Origin of the sequence: Solibacillus isronensis, assembly GCF_023715405.1 — a bacterium.
Taxonomy (GTDB): domain Bacteria; phylum Bacillota; class Bacilli; order Bacillales_A; family Planococcaceae; genus Solibacillus; species Solibacillus isronensis_B.
Genome location: NZ_JAMBOC010000004.1, coordinates 74,728 through 89,861 on the forward strand (window position 1 = coordinate 74,728; position 15,134 = coordinate 89,861).

General features: G+C 38.5%; 15 protein-coding genes. 5 read left to right on the top strand and 10 right to left on the bottom strand.

Going from position 1 to position 15,134, the window contains the following annotated elements:
• Positions 1-244 precede the first annotated feature (244 nt).
• The gene (locus M3166_RS15300; RefSeq protein ID WP_079523677.1) at positions 245-481 is read left to right on the top strand and encodes a DUF1540 domain-containing protein; all 237 of its coding nucleotides are present in this window, start codon (positions 245-247) and stop codon (positions 479-481) included.
• A gap of 68 nt (positions 482-549) precedes the next feature.
• On the opposite strand, the gene M3166_RS15305 is transcribed toward M3166_RS15300, so the two are convergent.
• Entirely contained in the window at positions 550-789 is a 240-nt protein-coding gene (locus M3166_RS15305) for a hypothetical protein (RefSeq protein ID WP_251690834.1), read from the bottom strand.
• Between the two features lie 68 nt (positions 790-857).
• Positions 858-2,114, bottom strand: a complete 1,257-nt coding sequence (locus tag M3166_RS15310) for an MFS transporter (RefSeq protein WP_251690724.1) — start codon at positions 2,112-2,114, stop codon at positions 858-860.
• Positions 2,115-2,383: 269 nt separating this feature from the next.
• Between M3166_RS15310 and M3166_RS15315 the strand changes: the two genes are divergently transcribed.
• Positions 2,384-2,944, top strand: coding sequence for a DUF3298 and DUF4163 domain-containing protein (locus M3166_RS15315; protein ID WP_251690831.1), 561 nt, complete (start codon positions 2,384-2,386; stop codon positions 2,942-2,944).
• Positions 2,945-3,050: 106 nt separating this feature from the next.
• Here the strand turns inward: M3166_RS15315 and M3166_RS15320 are convergent, their stop codons facing one another.
• Positions 3,051-4,448, bottom strand: a complete 1,398-nt coding sequence (locus tag M3166_RS15320; RefSeq protein ID WP_251690725.1) for a hypothetical protein — start codon at positions 4,446-4,448, stop codon at positions 3,051-3,053.
• A gap of 228 nt (positions 4,449-4,676) precedes the next feature.
• Here M3166_RS15320 and M3166_RS15325 point away from each other — a divergent pair, with 228 nt between their 5' ends.
• Positions 4,677-4,922: a hypothetical protein gene (locus M3166_RS15325; RefSeq protein ID WP_251690726.1), complete on the top strand. Its 246-nt coding sequence runs from the start codon at positions 4,677-4,679 to the stop codon at positions 4,920-4,922.
• A gap of 46 nt (positions 4,923-4,968) precedes the next feature.
• On the opposite strand, the gene M3166_RS15330 is transcribed toward M3166_RS15325, so the two are convergent.
• Genes M3166_RS15330 through M3166_RS15355 form a run of 6 tightly spaced genes read right to left on the bottom strand, consistent with a single transcriptional unit; the run spans position 4,969 to position 10,892 of the window.
• Positions 4,969-6,306 carry a gluconate:H+ symporter gene (locus M3166_RS15330; protein ID WP_251690727.1) on the bottom strand — a complete coding sequence of 446 codons (1,338 nt, stop codon included), beginning with the start codon at positions 6,304-6,306 and terminating at the stop codon, positions 4,969-4,971.
• A 58-nt stretch (positions 6,307-6,364) separates the two neighbouring features.
• Positions 6,365-7,369, bottom strand: a complete 1,005-nt coding sequence (locus tag M3166_RS15335) for a LacI family DNA-binding transcriptional regulator (protein ID WP_251690728.1) — start codon at positions 7,367-7,369, stop codon at positions 6,365-6,367.
• A gap of 3 nt (positions 7,370-7,372) precedes the next feature.
• Positions 7,373-8,209 (bottom strand): SDR family oxidoreductase, encoded by an 837-nt coding sequence (locus M3166_RS15340; protein WP_251690729.1) that lies wholly within the window; start codon positions 8,207-8,209, stop codon positions 7,373-7,375.
• A complete protein-coding gene (gene uxuA / locus M3166_RS15345; RefSeq protein WP_251690730.1) occupies positions 8,209-9,279 on the bottom strand; it encodes a mannonate dehydratase in 1,071 nt (356 codons plus the stop codon). Before uxuA ends, M3166_RS15340 begins: the two co-directional genes overlap by 1 nt.
• A gap of 3 nt (positions 9,280-9,282) precedes the next feature.
• Positions 9,283-9,912 (bottom strand): bifunctional 2-keto-4-hydroxyglutarate aldolase/2-keto-3-deoxy-6-phosphogluconate aldolase, encoded by a 630-nt coding sequence (locus M3166_RS15350; protein ID WP_251690731.1) that lies wholly within the window; start codon positions 9,910-9,912, stop codon positions 9,283-9,285.
• A 23-nt stretch (positions 9,913-9,935) separates the two neighbouring features.
• Positions 9,936-10,892, bottom strand: a complete 957-nt coding sequence (locus tag M3166_RS15355; RefSeq protein WP_251690732.1) for a sugar kinase — start codon at positions 10,890-10,892, stop codon at positions 9,936-9,938.
• Positions 10,893-11,292: 400 nt separating this feature from the next.
• Between M3166_RS15355 and M3166_RS15360 the strand changes: the two genes are divergently transcribed.
• Positions 11,293-12,177 (top strand): patatin-like phospholipase family protein, encoded by an 885-nt coding sequence (locus M3166_RS15360; protein WP_251690733.1) that lies wholly within the window; start codon positions 11,293-11,295, stop codon positions 12,175-12,177.
• A 33-nt stretch (positions 12,178-12,210) separates the two neighbouring features.
• On the opposite strand, the gene M3166_RS15365 is transcribed toward M3166_RS15360, so the two are convergent.
• The gene (locus M3166_RS15365) at positions 12,211-13,779 is read right to left on the bottom strand and encodes an alkaline phosphatase family protein (protein ID WP_251690734.1); all 1,569 of its coding nucleotides are present in this window, start codon (positions 13,777-13,779) and stop codon (positions 12,211-12,213) included.
• 157 nt (positions 13,780-13,936) lie between these two features.
• Here M3166_RS15365 and M3166_RS15370 point away from each other — a divergent pair, with 157 nt between their 5' ends.
• Complete coding sequence (locus tag M3166_RS15370; RefSeq protein WP_251690735.1) at positions 13,937-15,118, top strand: MFS transporter; 1,182 nt, start codon at positions 13,937-13,939, stop codon at positions 15,116-15,118.
• The last annotated feature ends 16 nt before the right edge of the window (positions 15,119-15,134 follow it).

A 15,134-nucleotide genomic window follows, 5' to 3' on the forward strand; every position in this document is an offset into this window, starting at 1 on the left:
TAACAATTTTAAGCTGCTTAATGCAATATTTTCTGTGTTTTTATTTTTCTAAGCATTTTACGAAAATATTTGAATCCTCGAATGATATACGTTTTTTTTGGATAAGCTAGTTGTCAAATAAAGCTAATTGATCCATTTTATTTGGACATAAAAATATTCAGAGTGGACAAATTAATGATGAAGCAAAAGGAAGCAAACAAGCGCCTTTTACTTCACAATTGCTAAATCAAAGAGGAGGAAAACTATGCCAGCTTTAGAGGTGAAATGTACTGTATCAGATTGTTTTTTCCATGCAAAGGGGAATTTCTGTGGGGCCGAAAAAATTGAAATTGATATGGAAAGCATAACCAACAAAAAAGAGCGGTCGGAATTTGCTTCTGATTTTGATTTGCAAGCCCCTAAACAAAAAGAAGCCAAGTCTTCCAGTGACACTTGCTGCAAAACATTTATTTGTAAAAAAGATGCAGAAAAGCGTCACTAAGTAAATTGGAAGAAGCTGTCTAGAAAGTGTACACCACTTATTTAGACAGCTTCCTTTTTATTAACGATTTAATGCGGACCGTTGCCACCTAACTGCCCACTACCAGGCACTTCATTAACCTTGTAAGTACGGCTGTCTACTTCCAGATTTTCCGTTAAAGGTCGAAGCGGCATTTCATCAGTCGTCTTCACTTCCTGTTCCTTGGCAAGGATAGCAAGCGTTTCATTATACGAAAGGCCGGAAGCTGCATTTAAACGCTTTACTTCATTAACATCTGTTCCTGCTTCTGTGAAATTTTTTTCGTTCATTCATCCACCTCCTCAACTATTAGGATGTGCGGTGAACAATTGTTTATGTAACTATTAGTTAATCAAATCTACAATGTTTCCGTAACATGCACTTCTTTGTATAACATAATTCCAACCAATCCGACTAAAGAAAAAAGTACCGGAATAATGAAGCCGTAGAAATAACCGTATTGTAAATTTATTGAACTTGCCTGAACATAGTCCAATATTGCACCTAAAAAAATCGGCAGTAACACAGCACTTAGAAAGCCTCCTGTATTGGCAAATCCTGATACAATGCCGGACTCTGTCATCGGGAAAGACTGCCTTACAGCAGCAAATGTCAATGCGCTTGCCCCATAACCAAAACCGATAAGGAAGAAAAGAACTATGACCCCAATTAATGATGGGTACCCCTGAAATAAAAGAAACATAAACCAGCTTGCAAAAACAATCGATTGCACCGCTATATAGGGTTTTTTAATCGATTCATACATACTCGCAACCCAGCTCATAAATGGTGCACCAATAATTGCACCAACTAAACTAACCATAATTAACTGGCTCGCTTGTGACCGGCTCATTTCGTAAAGATCCATTCCGTACGGCACAGCCCATGAACTGATAAATCCAACATAGCCTCCCACTACTCCAAAATGGCATAAAAATAAAGCCCATGCTTGCCGGCTGGAAAAGACTCTTTTTACTATGCCAGCTGTTTTTTCACGTTGGACTGGCTCTGTTTCTACAGGCAATGTTTGCGGAAAAGCTCTTTTTGCTTGTTTTATTAGAACCATGTACAGCATTATGCCGCATAAACTTACAAGAAGACCTAATGAGAAAAATGCCCATCTCCATCCAAGGAGTCCAATCCAAGACGAAAATGGTACAGTTGCCAACAAGAAACCTAAACTGCCTGTCATCCCGGCAAAACCTACTAAACGGACAAATTCCTTTTTATAAAACCATTGGCCTAATATGAGCATCATATTAACCCAAATCGTTGCATCCCCTATTCCGGTAAAAATTCGCGATATAAATAATACCGACTCATGTGTCCCGACACTGTAAAGAACTGTTCCCACGCCGGCAAGGACCGCACCAAATATAAGAAAGAAGTTTGGACCAAAGCGATCCGCCAAAATCCCCATTGGTATTTGCAAACTTGTATATACAAAAAATTGAACTCCTGTTATTAACCCGATTGTCGTAGCTGTAATATTAAAGTCGTGCATCAGCTGATCGGTAATTAAGCCAGGTGCAGTCCGCTGACTAGCCATCAATAAATACGTAAGCAATACCGAAACAAAAACTACCCATCTGTACTTACTATTTTGCTTTTCCAATGTTCACTGCTCCCATAAAAGTTTTTCTTTAAACATTTGAATTCTTTAATTATGAGTTCTTATTCCTTATCCATTTTATGAAAATACTTTGCCAGTTATCTTTTCAAGCCAACACTTTCATAAAGTTATATACCCTACATATAAATAACAGTATGCAGGGTTAGTTGCATATTTTTATTCAAGAAAAAAACAATGAAGGAAGTGAAACTATTCTTCAAATTGGTCCAATACCTGTTAGTACTGTTCGATTAGATTATGGACCGAACCAATTGGTATATTATCCTCATGTTACTTACAAGTGGGATCATTCATGGGAAAGTGAGATGAATGAGGCGATTAAGGCGTTAGTAAAAAAACAAATTGCACAGCAAGTTGGTGATATGCCGACAACAGTAGAAGAAATGCTGGGGCTATATGAAATAAAAAATAATCAGCGGCAAGTACTAAGTTTGAGCCTTTCCAATTATACGTACCATGAAAAAGCCGCACACGGAATGACGACAATTGAATCACTGACATTTGATATAGAAAAGAAGAAGCTATGTACACTCAAGGATTTATTTAAACCGGGCACCAATTATGTCAGAAGACTTTCTGCTCTTGTCGATATTCAAATACAGGAGCGGGATCTCCCTACATTAGGTGATTTTCCGGGTATAAGTCCGGATCAGGATTTCTATATTGCAGATAAGACACTCGTCATTTATTTTCAATTATATGAGATTACTCCATATGTTGTAGGTCTGCCTATGTTTCCGATTTCTGTTTTTGATTTGGCAGATATTATCGATGAATCCGGTCCGCTTGGCAGATTGGCGACTAACGGTTAATGTTAATTAAAAATGTACTATATTTTTAATTTCAAAATATAGTACATTTCTTTTCATACTTGTAATGAGGTGCCAAGTAAAAAATTTTATACGTCCCTTTCCAATGTTAAATAATGAAAAGCGCTACAATCGTCGTCACGATTAAACCGATTATTACCGGTACAAGATTTCTTCTCGCAAGCTCAAACGGGCTAACATTACAAATGGCTGCTGCAGGAATTAGCGCCCATGGAACAAGTGTACCGCCACCTACCCAAATAGCAGCAATTTGACCAAGAGCAGTCAATGTAGCCGTACCTTCTCCGATTGCAGTACCAAATAAATTCCCTAGTGATCCGACTAATGAAATCCCTGAAAATCCAGAACCGTCCAGTCCTGTAATTGCCCCAACACCTGTTAATGTCACAACAGCAATTTCCGTTGTTAATGGTACAAGCGCCGCCAGTCCCATACCAAGGTCATTCACTATACCATGTGATGTTTCAGGCAAATGATTTCCGAGAATTGTAAGGAAACCCGCGTCGCCTAAATAAAAAAATGCCGCAATCGGGATGACCGGTCCAAATACTTTAAACCCAAACTGAAACCCTTTAATAAAGTAGCTCGTTGTTTGGTCGAGCCCTTTCTTTTTATAAGCAATAACACAAAGTATCAGCAGGATAAAAACAGAAGTGCCTCCTACTAGTGCTGTTGCGTCTCCCCCTTGAAGATCAAAAATAGCCATTGCAACAACATCCAGTACAAAGACAACCGGAATTAAAAGAGCGAAGATTTTTTTCTGAGTCATCGATAATAGATTTTCCGTTTGCTCCAGCTCTTGCTCTGTACTATTATCATACGTTCCCACTAAAGGAATAGTGCCGCGCTTCATATCCCGCTTCAAAAAGTAAAATGCTACAGCTGTCGTCACAACCCCCATTGTTATGACAAGAGGAATACTTGCCGATATGACATCTCCTACAGGAAGTCCTGCAGCATCAGCCGTTAACTTCGGTGCACCTTGAATAATAAAATCACTGGATAACGCAATCCCGTGACCGAATAAGTTCATTGCCATCGCTACACCTAATGCCGGCAGTCCCGCCCGTATAGCTACAGGCAACAAAACAGCCCCGAGTAGCGCAACTGCAGGTGATGGCCAGAAAAACCAGGAAATGATCATCATCAATATCCCGATTGTCCAAAATCCTAATGTCGGGTTTTTAATAATCTTTGTAAAAGGGGCAATCATTACTTCATTAATTCCCGTTTTAGTTAGTACCCGGCTCATCGCAACGATAATTGAAATAATTAAAATAGTAGATAAAAGTTCGGTTATTGCATAAATAAAGCTATTAAAAACCCCGCCAATTGAAGAAACAAAATCCCCTGTCGCGACGAAAGCAATAACGAAAATCCCCACAATACTAATCAATGTTGTATCCAGACGTCTAATCATAAAGATAATGATCAGCATGATGAAAACAACATAGATCCAGTGGAGAGCTGTTATTTCAATCCCCATACTCTACCTCTTTTCCTTTTTACTTAGCATATGGAGAGAAAAGAAAGGTTGTGAGCGCCTAGTACCAATATATATTTTTTAAGTTTTTATGTTATTCGCCTAGATTCTATAAATTATAGCTCAATGTTAGTAAGGCCATTCTAAAAATAACTTCCTTGGTCATTTGTGTTTATTTATTGATGGTAAAGAGACATATTACATATAAAAGATAAAAATAGAGGTGTACTTATGGCGATTTGCCCGTTATGCAATGCATTAGAAAAAGTCAGTATGACATGTCCGACATGTAACAGTCCGCTGCAGGATGGAGGAAAGATAGCCGATTATTCAGATCCATACGGACATTATAATGATGAAAATACTGTTAAGCTTTTTGACGGCTATCCAAATACCGCTAAAGAAGAGATTTGTCCACATTTACTCGTTTGCAGAGATTGCAGCTTTGAGCGGATCCTGTTTATACAGGAACAATAAAAAGCATGTCCGAAATAAAGTTTCGGACATGCCATAATCAAAATTATCAAATAAATATATCCAGAATTAATACTACGCTAAGACCGACAATCGATGTCGTGAATAGTAGAAGACCCCATGTTTTAAATGTATCTTTAATCGATAAGTTGAAGTACTCTTTAAACAGCCAGAAAGATGCATCGTTAACATGGGTAATTGTATTACTGCCCGCCGCTGTTGCCAAAACCATCAGTACCGGATTGACATCAAATGTATGGATTAACGGTCCTACAATACCTGCTGCTGTAATCGCCGACACAACCCCTGTACCCGTAGCAATACGGATAACCGCTGTAATCAGCCAAGCCATAATTAATGGGTTAATGGACGTGTTTTGCATCACGCCTGCAATAAGATCACCGATGCCTGTATCTAAAATGATCTGTTTAAATGCACCACCAGATCCGACGATAAAGATAATCATTGCAATACCTTCTATCGCACCCGAGAACGAATTCATTACTTCCTTCATCGTACGGCCAAGACGGATACCGAATACATAAATCGCTATCAGTACTGCCAAAATCATACTAATTTCAGCACTACCTAAAAAGTTAATAAATTGGCCGACAGCCGATTCTTTATCGAAAATCATATTGTAAATCGTAGCACCTGTAATAATAATCGCCGGTAATAACGGAATTAATAAACTAATTCCAAAACCTGGTGCTTCATCCAGATTTACTTCTTCGGATTTTTTCAATAATGGAGGTATTGGCAAATCCAAATTCTTTAAAACACGCGGAAGAATAATCCCCGCTGCTATAATTGCCGGTACCGCTACAACAATCCCCAGCAGATACACCATACCCATATCCGCACCATATGCTTCTACAAGTGCAGTCGGACCTGGCTGTGGCGGGAATATACTATGCGCCATCGTAGCAGCTGCAACCATTGTAATTCCTAAGCGCAAATAAGGCATTTTCGCTTCAATTGCAATTGAAATAACTAATGGTGCCAAAATAATAAACGCCACTTCATAGAATACAGAAATACCGAAAATTGCACCGACAATTAAAATCGCCCATTCTACATTTTTTGCTCCGAATTTTTTGAGCAATGTCGAGGCAACTCGTTGGGCAGCCCCTGAATCAACCATTAACTTCCCGAGAACTGCACCCATACCGATAATAATCGCTAAACTACCAAGTGTGCTCCCAAAGCCTGTTTTAACAGATGTCACAACATCCGTTAAAGATAAACCATTTAAAATCCCAACAAGAATTGCAACAATAAGTAAGGCTAATACACTATTTAATTTTACAACGATGTTTAAATATAATAATAAACCGACACCAAGTGCGACCCAGATGATCGGTAAATAGTCTACTATGAAATCCATGTTTTTCCCCTAGGTTAATAGCTGCACATCCATGCTTATCTAACACACAGCTTTTGTATTAATGACTTTGACGCATATTAAGTTGGCCACCAAAGCGGATTGTTTTGTAGTCAGACAGCTTTTTATCCCCTTTGATTTGCTGTAATAACAACTCCACAGCTTTATTCGCCATTTGTTTTGTCGGCTGTGAAATGGTCGTAAGTTGGGGTGTAAACAAGTTTGCAAATGATACATCGTCAATACCGATAACCGCTAAATCTTTCGGAATGACAAGTTGATTCTCTTTTGCAAAGTTTAAGATTTCGACTAATACACGGTCACTGCCTGCGATGATCGCTTCCGGCCGTTGATCCAGTTTAAACATATTACGAAGAGACACTTTCATTTCTTCGACTTCGACACTATGTATATATTCATCTTTTACTTGTATGCCTCTACTCACTAAAGCTTTTTTATAACCTTCAATTCGCTCCAGCCGTGGTGTAATGTTACGTGTTACCGGTGCGGTCAGCATGGCAATCCGGCTATGCCCGTTGTCGGTCAATGCCTTTACCGCCATTTCTGCCGCTTGTTCGTTTTCCAGTAAAATAGAGGGAATTCCCAACCCCTCTATCGTACGGTCCATGAAAACAATCGGATACTGTTTCTTTTTCATTTGCTCATACAAATCCAGATTATCTCCAGTCGGGAAAATAATTATCCCATCCACCTGTTTTGCCATGAGCATTTCAATGTACTGCCGTTCTTTCTCAGGTTCATCATCCGCATTGCATACGATTGTATGAAAGCCGTGTTTATTAAAATTCAGTTCAATTGCTCGAATAATATGAGTGGAAAATGAATGTAGAATGTTCGCGACAATAATTCCTACAGTGAAAGTGGATTTTTGCGACAAACTGCGAGCAATAATATTTGGTCGGTAATTAAGCTCGCGAATGGAATATTCCACTTTTTTTCGGGTATGCTCGCTCATATATTCATAGCGGCCATTCAAGTATTGCGAAACGGTACTTTTAGAAACTCCCGCATGCTTTGCGACATCGGAAATCGTGATATTTTTCAAATATCACACCCCCGAATATGCGTTAAAGCCACCATCTACTGCAATTGTTGTTCCCGTAATAAATGATGAATAAGAAGAGTCCAGTAAAAATAGGAGCGCCCCTAATAACTGATCTGGCTCACCAAATTTTTTCATCGGAGTTGCTTCAATTATTTTTTTCGAACGTGCTGTATACTCTCCTTCTGCGTCAACGAGCAGATCTTTATTTTGCTGAGTAATGAAAAATCCTGGTGCAATTGCATTTACACGTAAGCCTGTTTCAGCAAAGTGAACAGCCATCCAGCTTGTAAAGTTGTTAATTGCCGCTTTTGCTGCACTGTACGCAGGAATTTTCGTTAATGGTGTGTATGCGCTCATCGATGAAATATTGATGATGGCTGGATTTTCAGCTTGTAGAAGTGCCTCTCCAAACACTTGGCACGCCAGGAATGTCCCTGTGAAATTTAAAGAAAATACATCTGAAAAACCATTTTCCTGAAGGTCAAAAAATGAAAGACCTGTAGAATTTTCCTCATAATACTCTTTTTCTGTAATCGCATCTGGATGGTTTCCGCCTGCACCGTTAATTAAAAAATCAATACGGCCAAAATGCTCAAGAATTTGTTCTTTTGCTGCAAGTAAAGAATCTTTGTTAAGTACATCAGCTGTGATGGCCACAGCTGTTCCGCCTGCTGCAACGATCTCTTCTTTAACTGCTTCAACCTTAGACTCAGTACGACCGACAATTGCCACCTTTACATGATGGCGTGCCAATTCTATTGCCATTTTTGAACATAGAACACCACTGCCGCCTGTAATTACTGCTACTTTATTTGCTAAATTTTCGTGTATTGGAATCATTATTTGCCTCCTGTTTGTTCGCTGTAAGCATCCCATAAACCATTTAAATACATAATACCGAGTGCACGATCATATAAACCGTAGCCAGGGCGACAAACTTCTCCCCATAAGTGACGGCCATGATCCGGACGTACATAGCCTGTATAATTTTGATCATGCAAAGCTTTTACGATTCCTTTAATATTAATTGAACCATCTGATGTAAAATGAGAAGTTTCTGCAAAGCTGCCGTTTTCGTCGATTTTAACGTTACGAATATGGGCAAACGGTGAACGGTATGCATATTTTTCAGCAATCGCAACCATGTCGTTTTCAGGTGATGCACCCATCGATCCAGAGCAGAATGTAAAACTGTTGGCTAAAGAATCATTGATATCGATTAATTTTTCATAGCTTGCAGCTCCTGTAATGATGCGCGGTAAGCCAAAAATTGAGTACGGAGGATCATCCGGATGGATGGCCATACGTATCCCAACCTCTTCAGCAACTGGGATAATAGCATCTAAAAAGTAGCGTAAGTTGTCCCATAGCTTTTGCTCATCCACTTCTTTGTAAGCTTCGAAAAGTTCCGCGATACGGGCCATACGTTCAGGCTCCCAACCTGGCAATGTTAAATCAGAAGCTTCACTAACCGTTTTCACAAGCTGCTGCGGGTCAAGACTTTGTACTTTTTCTTTATCGAAGTAAAGTGCTGTCGACCCATCCTCAAGCGGGTGGAACATATCTGTCCGCGTCCAGTCGAAAATCGGCATAAAATTATAACAAATTACTTTAACGCCTACTTCCGCCAAGTTCCGTATTGTCTGTTTATAATTTTCAATATATAAATCGCGGTTACCAAGACCGAGCTTAATATCTTCATGAACGTTGACACTTTCAACAACATCAATATGGAAACCTTTTGACTGTATATACTCCGCTTCTTCTTTAATCTCTTCTTTCGTCCAAAGCTCGCCTGCTGCCTTTTGATGCAATGCCCAAACAATTCCTTTAACATTCGGAATCTGGCGGATATGGTCGAGCGTCACTGTATCATTTCCTCTTCCGTACCATCGAAATGTAATATTCATCTTTTACACCTCCCCTTGTTTTGCTGCGTCTACATATTTTTTGCTCGCTTCTACTACTGCTGCATGTCCGCCTGTTGCATAAGCTTTATTTAAATCACTGCCGATACCTACTGCGATTGCTCCCGCATCAAGCCATTCACCGATATTGTCAGTATTTATGCCACCAGTCGGCATAATTTGTACATGCGGTAATGGACCTTTAACTGATTTGATGAACGAAGGTTTAAAGTTATTTGCAGGGAATAATTTAATCACATCACAGCCATACTCAAGTGCCGATACCATTTCCTGAATCGTCATACAACCCGGGAAATATGGAATAGCATAACGATTGCATACTTTTGCTACTTCTTTGCTGAACTGTGGGCCTACAACAAATCTTGCTCCATTCAAAATCGCATGACGTGCTGTTTCTGCATCAAGTACCGTACCAGCACCTACTACTGCATCGGAATTGCGGAATGCTTCCAGTACTTGCTGTGTATTTGGCGTTGTGTAAGTGAGCTCGATTAAATGAATGCCTCCTTCAATCGCTGCATTCGAAAGAGCGATTGCTTCTTCTGCTGAACTTCCTCGAATCACTGCTACTACTTTCGAACTTGTTATCGCTGCTAATGTTTCAGCCTTTACCATATGTTCATCTCCCTTTAATTTGATTAACGTTCAATTGTTTTAATATTGTTCATAAAGTCGAGTACTTCCTGTAGTTCCGGCAACCCCTCATTATCACCTTTTACAGTCGTTACTAATGCGCCTACCGCATTAGCAAAAGTAAGACTCTCTATCGGTGAATAATTGTGAAGTGTCGCATATATATATCCTGCATCAAACCCGTCTCCGGCACCTACCGTATCAACTGGTGTAATCTTGAAAGCTTCTTTTTCGTGCCAAACATTTTCTGAATAAAGCTTTGCCCCGTTTGCACCGTCTTTAATAACAAGCTGTTTGATCCCATATTGCTCGGCGAAAGCTTCCAGTCCAGGTTTGCTTACCTCATGTTGAATAAGCTCCATTTCCTCCAGTCCTGCAAGTAAAATATCTACATAAGGGAAAATTTGCTCATACGCTTTACGAGCTTCTTCAATCGTCCATAGTTTTAGTCGTATATTCGGATCGAACGATATCTTTATATTTTTTTCCTTCGCCTTTTTCAGAACAGCTAGTACAATTTGCAGATTTTTTGGTGCGATTGCCAAAAATACGCCTGTTAAATGGACGATTGACACGCCATTCAATAATTCTTCCGTAATATGTTCTGGCTCGATTGTTAATACAGGCGATTGATGACGGTAATAGAAGGTTTTTCCAGATCCGTCTTCACGTATTTCTTTAAAATTCAGTGATGTGGGATATCCATCAACAAACTGAACGTCCGATACATCAATGCCTTCTCCGCGAGCAAACTTGTATATCCCCTTACCGAATTCATCATTACCTAGGCGACTCATCCATTTCGACTGCAATCCAAGTCGGGCACAACCAATAGCAAAGTTTAACTCTGCCCCACCCGCTTTCTTAGCAAAGCCTTGCACATAACGAAGCGGTCCTGTTTCGGATGGGTTAAACGTAACTAATGCATCTCCTAATGTAAAAACAGTTGGATTTGTAGTCAAAATTATTCCTCCTTGAGAAAACTTAAGCTAAATATTACTAAACCGGTTTAGTAATTTGAATTATTCAAATCTTACATTGAAAGTGCTTTCATTTCAATAGTAAATTTTAGAATATTTTAAAAGTAAAATGTTTTTCGATAGTACTGAATGCTGTTATATAAGGACTCAATACGCTTTTTCAGGCCATAAATTTCTTTTTTATTTTTTTGGCGATTAAATTTGCGGGATAGTAATTCTTAATATCCAATTTTGTTTAATATTAATAAGCCCATTTTATTTTTAATATCATATACTGTTATGACATCAAATTTAAAAAAATCATTATAAAAATACCAAAGCTACTAACTTCTAGCCGGAAAGTATTGAACGTTCTAAATGAATATAAGGAAGGAGAGAACGAATGATTGTAGATGGGGTTTTTTCAGGCGGCGGTATTAAAGGCTTTGCATATGTAGGGGCCATTCAGGCGCTCGAAGAAAAGGGTGTGAAGTTCGAACGTGTAGCCGGTACAAGTGCCGGAGCCATATTGGCAACTTTTATCGCTGCGGGATTTAATACAAAGGAACTTGAAGAAATTTTTGATGAACTAAATTTAAAGGTTTTACTCGATCCCCCGAAATTCATAATCGAGTTACCGTTTTTAAAATGGCTTAATTTATATAAAAGAATGGGCTTGTATCGTGGTAAATCCTTGGAAAACTGGTTTCTCGAAAAACTTGCGACAAAAGGCATCTACACATTCGGAGATTTACCAAAGGGCATTTTAAAACTAGTAGCATCCGATTTAACAAACGGCAAGATTCTTGTTCTCCCGGATGATTTGCATCACTATAATATAGATCCCAAAAGTTTTCCGGTCTCCCGCGCTTTACGCATGAGTTGCGGTCTTCCATTCTTCTTTGAGCCTGTCTATTTAAAAAATGGGAAAAGGGAATCTGTTATTGTAGATGGTGGCGTTTTGAGTAACTTTCCAATGTGGATTTACGATAATGGAAATAAAGAGCGGCCGGTTCTTGGTATGAAACTCAGTAGTTCAAGCGAGGATAAGAAACCTCATGATATTAATAATGGAATTCAACTATTTGAAGCGTTATTTAGTACGATGCAAAATGCTCATGATAATCGGTATATTTCTCGAAGACACGAGAAGAATATTATCTTTATTCCGGTTGAAGAATATAGTGCAACCCAATTTGATTTAGATGAAGCAACAAAAAATAAATTAATGGGTATCGGAAAAGAGCGGACAATTCAATTTTTAAAAACCTGGTCTCCAGTTTGGTAAATTCCCCAATAAAAAAACTGGATGCTTTCATAGTTATGATTCACCCAGTAATTGAAGTATCCACTTTTTCAAATCAACTAATCGATTAGATTCAGGTAATTCACTTGCTCCAGTCACAATAATCGGAACAACCGAATCCACTTTATGAAGTGAGCCATGCGCGCCACCACCTGCATGATCATGGCTATGCTTTTCAATAAATTCATAAGATGGTTTAGCATCCACGATAATAACTCTACCTTCCTGTGAATGAAGCGCTCCATGCAGCCTTGCAAGTGCATCTGGATACTCCTGATATACAATATGCTGTTCTTTCGTCATTTTTAAATTCAGAATTGAGGCATCTCCAGCAATTCGCCATGATTGATCATAATCATCTACGTACTTACCATCTGGTGAGAATTCTAACTTTCCATCACTATGTGGGCTAACGACATAGTTTGTTTGTCCACTCTTCCATGCGATAAAGCCAATTCGCTCATCCTCTTTTAAAGCATTTACGATTTCGGATAGCTCAACTTGGGGGTCAGTTAAGTAAATGTATGACATACGCTCGTTAACAGCGACGGCAAGTTGGGCATTCGGATTTTTCCTTTCCCAAAAAGTATAATCCTTCAATAACTGATTTAAATCAATTAATGCCGTTTCTTTATCATCAGTTACAATCGATTGACCACTATCGCCCAGTATAATCCAAGTTACTTCTTTTATAGCCTCTTCCCATGATGGAAAGCGATTTAGAATGTTTTGTACTGCTTGATCCGCTTTCTGTATTCCCTTTAAATCTTCAGGCCCATGTTTGTGTATAGAAGCATCTGCATCCGGTAAATAGGCAAGTGTAAAGGGCGGTAACATTTTTTGGTCAATCAAGTAATTCAGTTCATTCGCAGTAAATTGGTTATTGACACCTAAACGATTCCATACAAATTTATAACGATTATTTTCTGAATTATATTGAGATAACGTTCCAAGTGAAAATATTGCAGGACCATTAACATCAATATTTTTCGGCAAAAGATCTGCTACCGTAATTAATTTAGGTATATTTAGGCGATGTTGAAAATTTCCACGATATAATAGACCGTTGATCGAAGCTGAAGAAAGATTCCGATGAGCCAGCTCTTCATGGATTGTATGCACTTCTTTACTTAAATGGCTGCTATTCAAATGGACAACACTATCAAGAGCAACATTTTTAACTCCATTACTCCAGATTTCGCCGATTCCGCTGCCGTAGCTAATCATTCGATTTTCATCTTCTTTAAACCAGATTAATCCCGGCACTTGATGCTGATCTGGATATGTACCCGTTAGTAACGTACTGTCAATTGTGACTGACATCGTCGGATAAGAGCTAATCATTTCCTGATGCAGCTGTCCGTTGTTCATTAAATATTCTAAAGCAGGTGCATCACCTTCTTTTATCACTTTTTGTAATGGTTCATTCATTAAGGAATCTACGACAATGAGAACTACAGGTTTATTCGGGTTTTTCATTATTTGACCTTCCAGTTTTTTTAATGGGGAAATTGAAAGCGCTAATAAAAAACTAGCACAGATAACAGCAACAGAGATTGCTGCAACTATTAATTTTCGTTTCATCGTGTCACCTTCAAATTAATTATATAAAGAATAGTATGGTTTGAACTTTATGAATGTATGCCGCTAATAACAAATCCTGGCCTGAAATAATTTTTTTTGAAATGGGCAAAGTAATTTATATTGCTATCATATTGCCTTGAAAGGTGGTTTTTCCATCATGAATAAAACAAAAGTCAAACTATGGACAAACCAATACTTAATAATTATTTTACTGTCTTTAATAATGTTCGTTTCTTTTTATATGATTACAGCAGGTTTTCCAATTTATGTAGCCACGATTAGTGAGAACCCTGCAATTGCAGGAATTATGACGACAACTTTAATGACTGCATCCCTGATTACACGCTTCTTCGCTAGTATAATTATCCAAAAAATTAATATGAAATTGCTGCTGATTATTTCTTTGCTTTATTTTATAGGAACAATCGCCCTCACTTTCGTCAATGATTCAATCGGATTTTTAATCGTCATTAGAGCTCTTCAAGGGATTGGATTTTGCATGCTTACAAATTTGGTGTTTACAATTTCCAGTACTATTGTGCCAAAGTCCCGCTTAGGTGAAGGCATTGTTTTCTTTGCAATGTCTACGAGCCTTGGGACAACTATTGGGCCTCTTATTGCTATTTCCTATTTAGCAAATTTTTCATTCCAGTCTATGATGGTACTAACATTAGGTCTTATGGCATTTTCATTTGTGTGCAGTCTATTTACAAAAAATACGAAAGCTGAAAAGGAACATCCAAAGGAGAAAAATAAAGAGCCGTTCTATAAATATATGTTCGATAAACGTGTTCTTCTTCCGTCTATTTTAGTAGCATTCAATTATATGACGATTGCAGGGATTGTGAACTTTATGGGGGCATTTGGGAAAGAAATTAATGTAGGGGCAAGCATATCACAGTTTTTTATTGCTCAAGGAATTACAATGGTGATCATCCGTTCTTTCTCTGGTAAGATTTTCGATAAGTTCGGGCATAGAATTCTCATTATTCCGGCTGCAGTTTCAGGTGCTGTCGGGTTGGTCGTATTAGGCTTTTCAACTAACATGATCATGGTTTTACTGTCAGGTGTACTGTTCGGAATTGCTTTTGCTATTCTTCATCCCATTATTCAAGCTTGGGCATTAACACTTGTTCCACCGGAGAAAAAGGCAACAGCCAATTCGATGCTTCTTATATTTATCGATTCCGGTTTAGCTATTGGTTCAGTAGGATTAGGTTTTATAGCAAGTATAGTTGGCTACGGCATGACCTTCAGTTTTTCTGCGGTACTTATGATTCTTATTTTAATCATCTATTTAATTGGAAGTAAGAAAATGACCGTATATAACGATAATTAAAGCATAAAAAAGGTGA